Raw genomic sequence first — 14,476 nt, forward strand, 5'->3', positions numbered from 1 at the left:
CGCTGCGCCGGGGCGCGTACAGAACGCACGCGGGGTCAGGCTTCGGCTACGCATGTGCAACGAGCGGCTTCGGCCGCTTTTTTGTTTCGCCGGTCGCCCTGCTGCACGAGGCCCCCGCACGCATCCGATGAAAAAAGGCTTCTATACGATCATCGCCGCGCAATTCGTGTCGTCGCTCGCCGACAACGCGCTGCTCATCGCGGCGATTGCGCTGCTCACGGTGATCTCCTCGCCCGCCTGGGTCACGCCGCTGTTGCAGATCTTCTTCACGATCTCGTATGTGCTGCTCGCGCCGTTCGTCGGCGCGTTCGCCGACGCCTTGCAGAAGCGCCACGTGATGTTCGTCTCGAACGCCCTCAAGGCGTGCGGCTGCCTGCTGATGATCGCGGGCATGCATCCGATGATCGCCTACGGCGTGGTCGGCTTCGGCGCGGCGGCCTACTCGCCCGCAAAGTATGGAATCCTGACTGAATTGCTGCCGCCGGAAAAACTCGTGGCCGCCAACGCGTGGCTCGAATCGGCCACAGTGCTCTCCACCATCGTCGGCACGATGATGGGCGGCGCGCTCGTCTCGACTTACGCCGACCGGTTCGTCGCGCGCCACCCGCTGCCGATCATCCATTCCGCCGCCGACCTCGCGATGCTCGCCGTGATGATCACGTACGTGTTCGCCGCGATCATCAACATCGGCATTCCCGACACGGGCGCACGCTACGAGAACCGCCTCAGGGAGCCCGCTCGACTCATGGGCGATTTCACGCACAGTTTCAACGTGCTGTGGACCGACAAGCTCGCGCAGATCGCGCTCTGGGTCACGACCCTGATGTGGGGTGCGGCGGTCACGCTGCAACTGCTCGTGCTCAAATGGGCGGACGCCAACCTCGGCCTGTCGCTCTCCAAGGCCGCCGTGATGCAGGGCGTGACGGGGCTCGGCATCGCGCTCGGCGCGGGCGCGGCCGCCGCGTGGGTGTCGCTGCGCGCCTCGCTGCGCGTGCTGCCGGTGGGCATCCTGTGCGGCGCGGTGGCGGTGGGCATGGCGTTCTACAGCAAGGGGCTGTTCCCGGGCGGCGGCGGTGTGCGCTTCGGCGCGTTCATCATGCCCTTCTATCTGCTTTTCGCGTACCCGCTGATGGTGCTGCTCGGCGTGCTCGCAGGCTTTTTCATCGTGCCGATGAACGCCCTGCTCCAGCATCGGGGCGCGACGCTGCTCTCCGCCGGTCACTCGATCGCGGTGCAGAATTTCAACCAGAATCTCGCGGTGCTGCTCATGCTCGGCGCGTATGCGCTGCTGCTCACCGCGAAAATGCCAGTGCAATGGATCATCGTGGTGTTCGGCGTATTCGTCGCCTCGATGATCTGGCTCGCCATGCGGCGCAGTGCGGCAAACGCGCGCACCGTGGACCTGAAGGCACTGGTCGACGAATAACGGGTGCGCCTTTGGCGCAAGGTTGGCCGAACGGCTGACTGTACACGCAATCGGCGCGCGTTAAACTCACGCCCTGAACCCCAAGCAAGACACCGAGGATGGCTACACATACCGCCGGCGCGGCCGACACCGCGCAACACACTCCCATGATGCAGCAGTACCTGCGCATCAAGGCCGATCATCCGGGCACGCTCGTGTTCTACCGGATGGGCGACTTCTATGAGCTCTTCTTCGAAGACGCCGAGAAAGCCGCGCGCCTGCTCGACCTCACGCTCACGCAGCGCGGCGCGTCGGCGGGCAATCCGATCAAGATGGCGGGCGTGCCGCATCACGCGGTCGAGCAGTACCTCGCGAAGCTCGTGAAGCTCGGCGAATCGGTGGCGATCTGCGAGCAGATCGGCGACCCGGCCACCTCGAAGGGTCCGGTCGAGCGCAAGGTCGTGCGCGTCGTCACCCCCGGCACGCTGACAGACGCCGCGTTGCTCTCCGACAAGAACGACGTCTACCTGATGGCCGTGTGCCCCGGCCATAACCGGCGCGGCGTGACCGTCAATGTCGGTCTGGCGTGGCTCAATCTCGCGAGCGGCGCGCTGCGCCTCGCGGAAGTCGCGCCGGAACAGGCCGCGACAGCGTTCGAACGGATTCGTCCGGCGGAAATACTCGTTGCCGAAATGCCCGCCGAAACCGCCGCGTGGGCGCCGCCCGCAGGCAGCGGCGCGCTCACGCGCGTGCCCGCATGGCACTTCGATATCGGCTCGGGCAAGCAACGCCTGTGCGACCAGCTCGACGTGGCGAGCCTCGACGGCTTCGGCGCGCAAACGCTCACGAGCGCGTGCGGCGCGGCGGGCGCGCTGCTGCTCTACGCGGCGGCCACGCAGGGTCAGCAGTTGCGTCACGTGCGCAGCCTGAAGGTCGAAGCCGAATCGGAATACATCGGCCTCGATCCGGCCACGCGGCGCAACCTCGAACTCACGGAAACGCTGCGCGGCACCGAATCGCCCACGCTGTGCTCGCTGCTCGACACGTGCAGCACGGCCATGGGCAGCCGCCTGTTGCGCCACTGGCTGCATCATCCGCCGCGCGACGCGGCGATCGCGCAAACGCGCCAGCAAGGCATCGGCGCGCTGCTCGACGCGCCACCGCAGGCGAGCGTCGACACGTTGCGCGGCGCGCTGCGCCAGATCGCCGACGTCGAACGCATCACCGGGCGGCTCGCGCTGCTCTCCGCGCGCCCGCGCGATCTGTCCAGCCTGCGCGACACCTTCGCCGCGCTGCCCGCGCTGCGCGAGCAGGTCGCGGCCGCGAGCGGCGCGGCGCCTTCGCTCGTGCATATCGCCGAGGCGCTCGAACCGCCCGCCGAATGCGCGGCGCTCCTGCAACGCGCGGTCGCGCCCGAACCCGCCGCCATGGTGCGCGACGGCGGCGTGATCGCCCGCGGCTACGACGCGGATCTCGACGAGCTGCGCGACATCTCCGAGAACTGCGGCCAGTTCCTGCTCGACCTCGAAACGCGCGAGCGCACGCGCACCGGCATTGGCAATTTGCGCGTCGAGTACAACAAGGTCCACGGCTTCTATATCGAAGTCACGCGCGGGCAGACCGACAAGGTCCCCGACGACTATCGCCGCCGCCAGACGCTCAAGAACGCCGAGCGCTACATTACGCCGGAACTCAAGACGTTCGAGGACAAGGCGCTCTCGGCGCAGGAGCGCGCGCTCTCGCGTGAAAAAGCGCTCTACGACGCGCTGCTGCAAGCGCTGCTGCCGTTCATTCCCGACTGCCAGCGCGTAGCCTCGGCGCTCGCGGAACTCGACCTGCTCGCCGCGTTCGCCGAGCGCGCCCGCGCGCTCGACTGGAGTGCGCCCACGTTCTCGGAAGCGCCCGGCATCGACATCGAGCAAGGCCGCCACCCGGTGGTCGAAGCGCAGGTCGAGCAGTTCATCGCCAACGACTGTGCGCTCAACGCCGAGCGCAAGCTGCTGCTCATCACCGGCCCGAACATGGGCGGTAAGTCGACCTTCATGCGTCAGACCGCGCTCATCGCCCTGCTCGCCTATGTGGGCAGCTATGTGCCGGCCAAACGCGCGCGCTTCGGGCCGATCGATCGCATCTTCACGCGCATCGGCGCCGCCGACGACCTCGCGGGCGGCCGCTCGACCTTCATGGTGGAGATGACCGAAGCGGCGGCCATCCTCAACGACGCCACACCGCAAAGCCTCGTGCTGATGGACGAGATCGGGCGCGGCACGTCAACGTTCGACGGCCTCGCGCTCGCGTGGGCCATTGCGCGGCACCTGCTCGCGAGCAACGGTTGCCACACGCTCTTCGCCACGCACTACTTCGAGCTCACGCAACTGCCCGCCGAGTTCGCGCAAGCGGCGAACGTGCATCTGTCGGCGGTCGAGCATGGGCACGGCATCGTGTTCCTGCATGCGGTGCAGGAAGGCCCGGCTAACCAGAGCTACGGCCTTCAGGTCGCCCAGCTCGCGGGCGTGCCGACTGCGGTGATCCGCGCGGCGCGCAAGCATCTCGTTCACCTGGAGCAGCAGTCGGCGGGACAGCCCACACCGCAACTCGACCTGTTCGCCGCACCCGCCGCCTACGACGACGAACCACCCTACCTGGAAGACCGGGCGCAAGACGGCGCATCGCAAGGCGTGCAGGAAGACCCGGCCGCGTCGCTTGTCGCGCAGCGGTTGCGCGAACTCGACCCGAACGAGCTGCGCCCGCGCGACGCGCTCGATCTGTTGTTCGAACTGCATGAGCTGGCCACAGCGCCGGACGCGAAACGCTGAGCGTCGCCTGGCGACGCCACCGCGGCCGCCGCGAATGCGGGGCCGCGGCTGGTGCGCCGCGCGTTATCTGAAATTTATGCGCGGCGTGGCCTGCGCATGGGTGCTCGCGTCGTCGCTCGGCGCACCGCTTGCCGCGCACGCGCAGTCGCCGCGTTTTGCCTTCGCCGTCGTTTCGAACGTGCTCAGCTCGCCAGGCGAGGAAGCCGCGACGCAACGCCTCATCGACGCCATCGGCCGCGATCCGCAAATCGCTTTCACCGTGTACGACGGCAATCTCAAGGGTGCGCACGAAACCTGCGCGGACCACCTTTACGAACGCCGGCACGACCTTCTCGACGCATCGCGCCCGCCGCTCGTGTTCGTGCCTGGCGAGCGCGACTGGGTGACCTGCGGCGCGAATGGATCAGGCGCCTACGACGCGGTCGAGCGACTCGATTTCCTGCGCCAGAATTTTTTTGCGGACTCGAATTCGCTCGGCCAGAACCCCTTGACCCTCACGCGCGAGAGCGAGGTTTCACGCTTTCGGCCGTACCGCGAAAATGTGCGCTGGCAACTCGGCGACACCGTGTTCATCGGCCTGAACGTGCCGGACGGCAACAACCACTTTCTCAACGCCGGCGGGCGCAACGGCGAGTTCGAAGACCGCGTGATCGCCAACGGCTTCTGGCTGGAGCACGCGGCCGAATACGCGAAGCGCCGCAACGCGCGAGCGATCGTCGTCTTCATGCAGGGCAATGCGCTCCCGGAGCACTACGAGCGCCCCGAGCGCTTCGCCTGGCTGCGCTTTCGCCGCGCGCCGCGCGACGGCTATGTGGAGTTGCGCCGCAGCCTCGTGAAGCTCGCGCAGACGTTCCGCGGCCCGGTCATCATCGTGAACGCGGACGACACGAAGCTTGCGCACGGCTTCACGATCGATCAGCCGTTGCGCAATGAAAAAGGGGTAAGGATAGATAACGTCACGCGCATTGCGTTTTCGTTGCGCGATCCGCTTACGCAATGGCTTCAGGTGGACGCCGACAAGACGCGCGCTACGCCGCTGCGCGTAAGCGTGCGAGACGTCCCGAAACATTTGCCGCTGCTGCCTCCGCTGCTCACGCCAGGAGCCGGGCAAGCACCCGTCATGCCGGAAATGCCCGAGATCTCGTCGATGCCTGACGTGACCGAGATTCCCGGCATGCCGCAGTCGCCGGATGTCGCGCCCGGTGCGTCGGGTACCGCGTTGCCCGCCAGCAGCGTGCCGCAGGGCAACGCGGGCGACGGCATGCTGGTGCCCGCCTGGCCCGCACAGGGCGGTCAGACCGGATCGAATGGGGCCAATGGTGAGAGCGGCGTGAACGGCCAGAACGGCCTGAATGGAGAGCACCACGGCGTGCGCCAGGTGTTGCCGCCCGGCGCACCAGCGTCAGGCGGCGTCGCTCATTGATCCGCAGGGATCAGTGCAGCGTCGGCTTCGAAACGCCTTCGTCGCCGTCGTCTTCTTCGTCTTCGTCGACGATTTCGAGGCCGTCCGCGCCATGCGCGTGCTCATGCTCGATCTCGTCTTCGGTGGCCACGCGCACTTCCTTGACCGTCAGCGCGAAACGCAGCGCCATGCCCGCGAGCGGGTGATTGCCGTCGAGCACGACCTTGTCTTCCGCGACGTCGGTGACGGTGTAGATGAGCGTGTCGAGATCTTCGTCGCCTTCTTCAGGCGTGCCTTCGAACTGCATGCCGACTTCAAGCGGCTCGGGAAAGCGGTTGCGCGGCTCGATCTTCACGAGATCGGGATCGTATTCCCCGAAGGCGTCCTGCGGTTCGAGCTGGATCTGGGTCTCGAAGCCCGGCTCCTGCCCGTCCAGCACTTCCTCGATCTTGGGGAACGTGCCATCATAGCCGCCGTGCAGATAGACCATCGGCTCGTCGCTTTCCTCAATCAGATTGCCCTGCGCATCCGATAGCTTGTAAGCGACCGACACGACGGTGTCCTTTGCAATTTTCATTCGTTCCTCCAGATTACAGACCACATTATACGATGCCGAAGCGGTCCCCAGACCACCCGGTGGACGCGCGCAAGCGGCGCGCCTCCCTCCCCTTGGCATGTCCCGCGCCCGATGTTCCCACGCCGCTTCTGGGCGGCCTGACTCCGGCGCAGTTCATGCACAAATACTGGCAGAAAAAGCCGCTTTTGATCCGCCAGGCGATTCCCCAGATCGAGGCGCCGCTCTCGCGCGACGAGCTTTTCGCGCTGGCCGACAGCGACGACGTCGAGTCGCGCCTCATCACGCATTTCCGCCGCCGCTGGGCGCTCGAGCACGGTCCGTTCTCGCCCGACGAACTACCCACGCCGAAAACGCGCCAGTGGACGCTGCTCGTGCAAGGCGCCGATCTGCACGACGATCGCGCCCGCGCCCTGCTGGAGCGTTTTCGCTTCGCGCCGGACGCCCGTCTCGACGACCTCATGATTTCGTATGCGACGGACGGCGGCGGCGTCGGCCCGCATTTCGATTCATACGATGTCTTTTTGTTACAGGTTCACGGCAAGCGGCGCTGGCGCATCGGCGCCCAGCGCGACCTGTCGTTGCAGGACGGCCTGCCGCTCAAGATTCTTGCGAATTTCGAGCCGGAGGAAGAGTGGGTGCTAGAGCCCGGCGACATGCTCTACCTGCCGCCGCACATCGCCCACGACGGCGTGGCCGAAGGCGAATGCATGACCTGCTCGATCGGCTTTCGTTCGCCTTCCACGACCGAGCTGACGAGCCAGTTCCTGTACTGGCTCGCCGAGCGCCGCGCGGACGACGGCGCAGGCAAATCCTCGCTCTATCGCGACCCCGACCAGCCGGCCGTGTCGCGTCCGGCGCAACTGCCCCCGGCACTCGTAGAGCGCGTTGCCGGCGTGCTTGCTAAAGTGCGTTGGAGTGACGCAGACGTCTCCTCGTTCGTGGGCTCGTGGCTGTCCGAACCGAAAGCCAATGTCGTGTTCGACACCCCTGAAAAACCGCTCGACGAAGCCCGTTTCGTTGCGCGAGCCGCAAAAAGCGGGATAACACTCGACCGCAGGACAATCCTGCTTTACGATGCGCGCTCGTATTACCTGAACGGGGAACAATACTTGCTCAGAGAAGCGAGAAAGTGGCTACCGGAATTGGCCGATAATCGCTTGCTGGATGGGAAACGCTTTGTAACACTCTCACACGATTCGTGTGTGACAGCGTTGCTACACGAGTGGTATCGTGCGGGCTGGTTACGGCTCGGGGTGCTTGCCTAAGCGCTTCGGACTGTTATACCGTACTAATATAGTGCTTGTATGAGAAAGACAACGTATTGTCCCCGGATTTGTCGACGGTCGATACGAAAGTGCCTATAATTTCCGCCCAGGCCGTAGGGAAGATTCACGCTCTTGCAGTGCGTCTCCACCAGCGGCTCAGGTCGGTGTTGGGGCACATTACCGGTTTTATTTTGCGCTGTTGCTTACCTTTAACCATAAAAGGACGTGATCATGAAGAAATCCCTCCTCGTAGCATCCCTGCTGGCAGCCGTTGCACTCGCTGCGTGCAACAAGAGCAGCGACCAAGCTGCTGCGCCGGCTAGCGATGCTGCTGCCGCTTCGGCACCGGCTGCTGCCGCTTCGGACGCGGCAGCTGCTGCTTCGGGCGCTGCTGCTGCTGCGAGCGACGCTGCTGCTTCGGCTACCGCCGCTGCTTCGGACGCTGGCGCTGCTGCTTCGGACGCAGGCGCTTCGGCTCCGGCTGCTGCTTCGGGCGCAAGCCAGTAAGTTGCGTTCGCGCGAGGCTCGCACGGGACTTCGGTCCCCGCGGGCATCGATGCGGATCGTCGTACAGTCTGGCGCCAGCGCCATGCGTACGGCGGGCAAGCAAAAAAGCCACGAACTTTCGTTCGTGGCTTTTTTGTTTTGGAGCGCGCATGCCTGAGGCATACGCGCCGCGTTCACGCGCTAGTTGGCCGCGCCCGGCTCCAGTGCCTGCTCGCCTTCCCCTTCGAAGAAGGCCTTCACCACCTCGATCTCGCGCGTGCGCTTGAACGGCGGCAGGCTTTGCCAGATGCGCCGGCCGTACGGTTTGTCGACGAGGCGCGTGTCGCAGATCATTAGCACGCCGCGGTCGGTTTCGGCACGAATCAGCCGCCCTGCGCCCTGCTTGAGCGTAATCACCGCCTGCGGTAGCTGGTGCACCGCGAACGGGCTCAGACCTTTCTTTGCGAGCGCATCGAGTCGCGCCGCCAGCACGGGGTCATCAGGCGGCGCAAACGGCAGCTTGTCGATCACCACGAGCGAGAGCGCGTCGCCGCGCACGTCCACCCCTTCCCAGAAACTCTGGCTGCCCACGAGAATCGCGTTGCCATAGGCGCGAAAGCGCTCCAGCAGCTCCGTGCGGCTCGCGTCGCCCTGCACGAGCAGCGGCGTGTTCCAGCCGCGTGCTTCGATCGTGTCGCGCAGCTTCGCAGCGATGCGGTCGACGGCGCGCAACGTCGTGCACAGCATGAAGACGCCGCCACCCGACGCCTCGATGGCCGGCAGCGCGGCCTCGAACACCGCGTCGGTGAACTGCGGCGACGACGGCTGCGGCATATTGCGCGGCACGTACAGCAGCCCTTGCGTGGGATAGTCGAACGGGCTTGGCAGCGTCATCGAGCGGCGCGAACTGAGGCCCATCTGCGCCGCGTAATGCGTAAAATCGCCGCGCACCGAAAGCGTCGCCGAGGTGAAAATCCACGTGCGCGGCACGCCGGCGCGCTGCTTCGCGAAGATCGGCGCCACCGAAAGCGGTGTTTCGTGCAGTTGAACCGTGTGCGAGAACACTTCGACCCAGCGCACTTTCTCGTCGGCGTCTTCGGCCGCCTGAGCAGCGTCTGTCCCCTCTGCGCGTTCACTCGCATCAGGCTTGCGCGTTTCGCGCGACGGCGCGGCGTCATCGGCCACGGTCCAGCCCGCGAGGATGCCTTGCAGCTCGCGCGCACGCCGCAGGCAAGCGCCCAGCGACTCCGCACGCTCCGCTTGACCCGCGAGCGCCGTGGCGAGCGCGCCCAGCTCGGTTTGCAGTGCGTCGAGCGCGTCGAAAAGCGGATGATCGGCGGGCAACTGCGTGATCGAGAGCCGCAGCGAGTCTTCCTTGAACGCAAGCCGCACGTCGCGCGCGGCGCGCTCCAGCGCCGCGCCGAGTTTCACCCACTCCACGGCGTCGCGCGCATGGCTCAAGCCTTCGGCCACGCAGTCGCGCGCCAGTTCGAGGAACTGCGCTGTCGAGAGCGTTTCGCCGAAGAAGAGCGTCGCCGTTTCGGGCAACTGGTGCGCTTCGTCGAAGATGATGGTGTTCGCGCTCGGCAGCAGCTCGGCCATGCCCGTGTCGCGCAGCATGATGTCGGCGAAGAACAGATGGTGGTTCACCACCACGATATCGGCTTGCTGCGCTTCGCGGCGCGCCTGCATTACGAAGCAGTCCTTGTAATGCGGGCATTCCTGGCCGAGGCAGTTGTCGCGCGTCGACGTGACCATCGACCACACCGCCGCCGTCTCGGGCACGCTTGCGAGCTCCGCCTTGTCGCCCGATCGCGTGATCTTCGCGAAACGCACGATCTCCTGCAAATACGCCGTTTCCTGGCGCGAAGGCAGGCGGCCGTTGTCCGCCGTGCGTTGCAGGTAGTAGTGGCACAGGTAGTTCGAGCGGCCCTTGAGCATCGCCACGCTCACGGGCACCGCGAGCGCGTCGCGCACCGTGGGAATGTCGCGCGCGAAAAGCTGGTCCTGCAAATGCTTCGTGCCCGTGGAGACGACGACCTTGCCGCCCCACAGCATGGCCGGCACGAGATACGCATAGGTCTTGCCGGTGCCCGTGCCCGCCTCGACGATCAGCGTGTTGTCGCCTGCTTCGGCGGCGCCGCGCGCCGCTTCCTCGGCGCCCGTCTGGGCCGCAACCGGCGCGCCGCGTTCGAGCCGTCGCGCGGGGCGCGACTGTGCTTCGAACATCGCGGGTTCGGGCAAGGCCTGCGCGGCGGCTTCCATGGCCGCCGCTACCGCGCGCGCCATTTCGATCTGCGCGGCACGCGGGCGATAGCCGTCGATCTCGCGCGCGAGCAGGCCGTCGGCGGCGAACAATTCTTCGAGTTCGGACGCGCGGCGCGGGCTCAAGGCGCTCGCGGCGGGGGAAGATTCGGCGGCGCGCGCGCCGGCCTCCGGCGCGCCGCTTTCGCGCGCGGGCCGGGAACGGGAAACGGTCGGTGAATTCAAGGCAAGCGGTTCCTGCTCGGTCCGGAAGGGCGCGGCCTGCCAACTGCCGCGCCCCGGCGCCTGCCGGGACCCGGAATCAGGCGTGCCCGTCCGAAGTCTTCGTTGAATCGGGGTCCAGCTGCAATTGCAGCAGGATGATGTTGTCCTTGACCTTGAGCTTGCGCTTTTTCAGCTTCTGCAATTCGAGATCGTCGTAGTCCGGTGTATCGCACATTCGGTCGATCAGACGGTCCAGATCGCCGTGCTCGGATTCCAGTTGCAGAATGCGGTCACGAAGGACCTCGACCTTGACTTCACGATGCTCGCGCATGCTCGCCTCCTCGACATAAGCGGCGCGCGCTTGCGAAGGACGACGCGCCTGAGGTTGCAGTCCGGCTGAAAAAGCGTGCTACTCGTGCTACTGGTCCTGCTGCTGTTGCTGTTGCTGCTTGAGTTGTTGCTGCTGCTGTTCTTCCTGTTGCTGCTTTTGCTGCGCCTTCTCGGCCGCCTGTTTCTGACGCGCTTCCACATCGGCCTGATGCTTCGCCGCGTCTTGCTGCTTCTGCTCGAAGCGCTGGGCCTTGTCGGCGCGTTCCTGCGCCTTCTGCTCGCCCTGGCGCCGCGCATCATCCAGTTGCTTCTGGTAATTCGACTGCTTCTGGTCGTACGCCGCCTGGTTCGCGTCGCGCTGCGGCTGCTCGCCCTGGCGCTGCGCCTGGGCCAGCGCGTGCTGGCGCTGTTTTTCCTGGTACGCCTGCTCGTTCGCCGCGCGCTGCGGGGCTTCCGCTTCGCGCTGCGCCTGATTGACCGCGTGCTGCTGCTGCTTCTGCTCGTACGCCTGCGCGCTTGCCGCTTCATTGGCGGCGCGCTGCGGTGCGTTGGCCTCGTCCTGTGCGCGCTGCAACGCGGCTTGCTGGTCGCGCTGCTGCGCATGGGTGGCGCGCTTGTCGTCGTCGAGCGACAGTTGCTCGCGCCGAATGTCTGCCTGGACCACGCGCATCTGGTCGCGCGCCTTGCCGAGACAGTGATTCACGAAGAACGTGCTATAGCAGTCGTGCTGCGCGACTGCATAGCGGTAGTTATTCTCGGCGGTGCGGCGGTCCAGCACCTTTTGCCGTGCGTCGAAATCGCTCTGCGCCCCCGCTGCGCCGGATGTTCCGGCCACACCTGCATCGGACGCCGCAAGCGGCGTAGCGGTATTGGCCGGATTGCCGGACTGCGCAGCCGGCGACGCGGCGCGCGCGCCCTGCGCCTGCTCCGTCCCGGACGCCGGCAACGCTTGCGCGAGGGCCGGAACGCTTGCCCCCACGCTCAATGCGACGGCACAAATCGCCCCGAGGGCGGAGAACCGCCAGGTGGCGCCAACGGGCGCGCGATACCGGGCAAGGGGCAAATCGGGGGAGAAGCGGGAGGTCGTCAACGTCTTCTGTGGGCAGCGGAACATGGCTGAAATTCTAACACCCCCCGGGTTGAGCGCTCGGCCATTTATGGCAAAATGCCCCGCTCCACCGGCCGGCGGGCGCACCCGGCAAAGCGCCCCGTAGCGCGACGCCGAAGCACGGCGCCGAAGCGCAGCAAACAGGCTGCTGGCGCGCCAGCCCGCCCCGGCCACCGGAATGCAAACCCGGACCGCAAACCGATCCTCGCAGGAATAGCCAGAACCTATGACGGAAACCGTAGCACTCAAGATCGTCCAGCGTATCGCCACCGAACTGAACGTGCAGCCACGCCAGGTCGCAGCCGCCGTGCAGCTTCTCGACGAAGGCGCGACCGTTCCGTTCATCGCCCGTTACCGCAAGGAAGTCACGGACAACCTCGACGATACGCAACTGCGCACGCTCGAAGAGCGCCTGCTCTATCTGCGCGAACTCGAAGACCGCCGCGCCACGATCCTTGCGAGCATCGATGAGCAAGGCAAGCTCACCGCCGAGCTGCGCAGTGCCATCGAAGCCGCCGACAGCAAGCAGGTTCTCGAAGACCTCTATCTGCCCTACAAGCCCAAGCGCCGCACGCGCGCGCAAATCGCCCGCGAAGCCGGCCTCCAGCCGCTCGCCGACGCGTTGCTCGCGAACCCGCTGCTCGACCCGCAAACGGAAGCCGCCCAGTACGTGGATGCCGAAAAGGGCGTGGCCGACGTGAAGGCCGCGCTCGACGGCGCGCGCGACATCCTCTCCGAGCAGTTCGGTGAAACGGCCGAACTGCTGGGCAAGCTGCGCGACTGGCTGCACAACCAGGGCGTGGTGATGTCGAGCGTGGTCGAAGGCAAGGAAAACGAGGAAGGCGAGAAGTTCCGCGACTACTACGACTATTCCGAGACCATCAAGACGGTGCCGTCGCACCGCGCGCTCGCCCTTTTCCGCGGCCGTAACGCCGGTGTGCTGATGGTCAAGCTCGGCCTTGGCGGCGAACAGGATACGCAGGTCCCGCATCCGGGCGAAGGGATGATCGCGCGCCACTTCGGCATCGCGAACCAGAACCGCCCGGCCGACAAGTGGCTCTCCGACGTGTGCCGCTGGTGCTGGCGCGTGAAGGTACAGCCGCACATCGAAAACGAGCTGCTCACGAACCTGCGCGAACAGGCCGAAAACGAAGCCATTCGCGTGTTCGCGCGCAATCTCAAGGATCTGCTGCTCGCCGCGCCCGCGGGTCCGAAGGCCGTGATCGGGCTCGACCCCGGCCTGCGTACCGGCGTGAAGGTGGCCGTGGTCGATCGCACGGGCAAGCTGCTCGCAACCGACACGATCTACCCGCACGAGCCGCGCCGCGACTGGGACGGCTCGCTCGCGAAGCTCGCGCGCATCGCCGCGCAAACGCAGGCGGAACTCATCAGCATCGGCAACGGCACGGCCTCGCGTGAAACCGACAAGCTCGCGAGCGAGCTGATCTCGAAGCATCCGGAGCTGAAGCTGCAAAAGATCGTGGTATCCGAAGCCGGGGCGTCGGTGTATTCGGCATCCGAACTGGCGGCCAAGGAATTCCCGGAGCTGGATGTTTCGCTGCGCGGCGCCGTCTCCATCGCGCGCCGCCTGCAAGACCCGCTCGCGGAACTCGTGAAGATCGAGCCGAAGGCGATCGGCGTGGGCCAGTACCAGCACGACGTGAACCAGCGCGAACTCGCACGCTCGCTCGACGCCGTGGTCGAGGACTGCGTGAACGCCGTGGGTGTCGATGCGAACACGGCATCGGTCGCGCTGCTCGCCCGCGTGTCGGGCCTGAACTCCACGCTTGCGCGCAATATCGTCGATTACCGCGATGCGAATGGGCCGTTCCCCTCGCGCGAGCAGTTGAAGAAGGTGCCGCGCCTGGGCGACAAGACCTTCGAGCAGGCCGCGGGCTTCCTGCGCATCAACGGCGGCGACAATCCCCTCGACCGCTCCTCGGTGCACCCGGAAGCCTATCCGGTCGTCGAGCGCATGCTCGCGAAGATCAAGCGCACGATCGGCGATGTGCTCGGCAGCCGCGAAGCGCTTTCGGGCCTCTCGCCCACCGAATTCGTCGACGACCGCTTCGGTCTGCCGACGGTGCGCGACATCCTGAGCGAACTGGAAAAGCCGGGCCGTGATCCGCGCCCCGAGTTCAAGACGGCGACGTTCCGCGACGGCGTCGAGAAGGTGTCCGACCTCGTGCCGGGCATGCTGCTCGAAGGCGTCGTGACGAACGTGGCCGCGTTCGGCGCGTTCATCGACGTGGGCGTGCATCAGGACGGGCTCGTGCACGTCTCCGCCTTGTCGACGAAGTTCATCAAGGACCCGCACGAAGTCGTGAAGGCCGGCCAGGTCGTGAAGGTGAAGGTGCTCGACGTCGACGTGAAGCGTCAGCGCATCGCGCTCACGATGCGCCTGGACGACGACCCCATGAGCGCCGGCGGATCGCGCGGCGGCGGTGCCGGTCAATCGGGCAACCGCGACCGCGATAACCGCGGCGGCGGCAATCGTGACAATCGCGGCGGCCAGCGCTCACGCGACGCCGAACCGGCGGGCGCGATGGCGGCGGCATTCGCGAAGCTCAAGCAACGCTAACGCCCGCACGACACGGCGTGAGCGCCCACGGTTCACG

The 14,476-nt window shown here is 66.3% G+C and carries 10 protein-coding genes; 6 read left to right on the forward strand and 4 right to left on the reverse strand.

The features are described 5' to 3' along the window. Positions 1-127 precede the first annotated feature (127 nt). From lplT to C7402_RS17210, 3 genes are all read left to right on the forward strand, one after another. The gene (lplT, locus tag C7402_RS17200; protein ID WP_116611406.1) at positions 128-1,426 is read left to right on the forward strand and encodes a lysophospholipid transporter LplT; all 1,299 of its coding nucleotides are present in this window, start codon (positions 128-130) and stop codon (positions 1,424-1,426) included. 98 nt (positions 1,427-1,524) lie between these two features. Next, entirely contained in the window at positions 1,525-4,221 is a 2,697-nt protein-coding gene (mutS, locus tag C7402_RS17205) for a DNA mismatch repair protein MutS (RefSeq protein ID WP_116611407.1), read from the forward strand. Positions 4,222-4,297: 76 nt separating this feature from the next. Beyond that, entirely contained in the window at positions 4,298-5,644 is a 1,347-nt protein-coding gene (locus tag C7402_RS17210) for a hypothetical protein (RefSeq protein ID WP_208948949.1), read from the forward strand. A 10-nt stretch (positions 5,645-5,654) separates the two neighbouring features. Here C7402_RS17210 and C7402_RS17215 read toward each other — a convergent pair whose 3' ends face one another. Beyond that, on the reverse strand, positions 5,655-6,200 hold the full coding sequence (locus C7402_RS17215; RefSeq protein ID WP_116611408.1) for an FKBP-type peptidyl-prolyl cis-trans isomerase: 546 nt from the start codon (positions 6,198-6,200) through the stop codon (positions 5,655-5,657). 32 nt (positions 6,201-6,232) lie between these two features. Here C7402_RS17215 and C7402_RS17220 point away from each other — a divergent pair, with 32 nt between their 5' ends. Then, positions 6,233-7,465 (forward strand): cupin domain-containing protein, encoded by a 1,233-nt coding sequence (locus tag C7402_RS17220; protein ID WP_112172864.1) that lies wholly within the window; start codon positions 6,233-6,235, stop codon positions 7,463-7,465. A 231-nt stretch (positions 7,466-7,696) separates the two neighbouring features. Beyond that, positions 7,697-7,972 carry a hypothetical protein gene (locus C7402_RS48320; RefSeq protein ID WP_112172866.1) on the forward strand — a complete coding sequence of 92 codons (276 nt, stop codon included), beginning with the start codon at positions 7,697-7,699 and terminating at the stop codon, positions 7,970-7,972. A gap of 180 nt (positions 7,973-8,152) precedes the next feature. Here the strand turns inward: C7402_RS48320 and yoaA are convergent, their stop codons facing one another. The 3 genes from yoaA to C7402_RS46970 all read right to left on the reverse strand — a co-directional run bounded on the left by yoaA (position 8,153) and on the right by C7402_RS46970 (position 11,864). Then, the gene (gene yoaA / locus C7402_RS17235) at positions 8,153-10,441 is read right to left on the reverse strand and encodes a DNA repair helicase YoaA (protein ID WP_116611409.1); all 2,289 of its coding nucleotides are present in this window, start codon (positions 10,439-10,441) and stop codon (positions 8,153-8,155) included. A gap of 76 nt (positions 10,442-10,517) precedes the next feature. Then, the gene (locus C7402_RS17240) at positions 10,518-10,751 is read right to left on the reverse strand and encodes a DUF465 domain-containing protein (protein ID WP_112172868.1); all 234 of its coding nucleotides are present in this window, start codon (positions 10,749-10,751) and stop codon (positions 10,518-10,520) included. Between the two features lie 87 nt (positions 10,752-10,838). Then, positions 10,839-11,864: a hypothetical protein gene (locus C7402_RS46970; RefSeq protein WP_372460491.1), complete on the reverse strand. Its 1,026-nt coding sequence runs from the start codon at positions 11,862-11,864 to the stop codon at positions 10,839-10,841. A gap of 220 nt (positions 11,865-12,084) precedes the next feature. On the opposite strand from C7402_RS46970, the gene C7402_RS17250 reads away from it, so the two are divergent. Beyond that, positions 12,085-14,439, forward strand: coding sequence for a Tex family protein (locus tag C7402_RS17250; RefSeq protein WP_112172870.1), 2,355 nt, complete (start codon positions 12,085-12,087; stop codon positions 14,437-14,439). Positions 14,440-14,476: the final 37 nt, after the last annotated feature.

The organism is Paraburkholderia unamae, assembly GCF_003096875.1.
GTDB lineage: Bacteria > Pseudomonadota > Gammaproteobacteria > Burkholderiales > Burkholderiaceae > Paraburkholderia > Paraburkholderia unamae.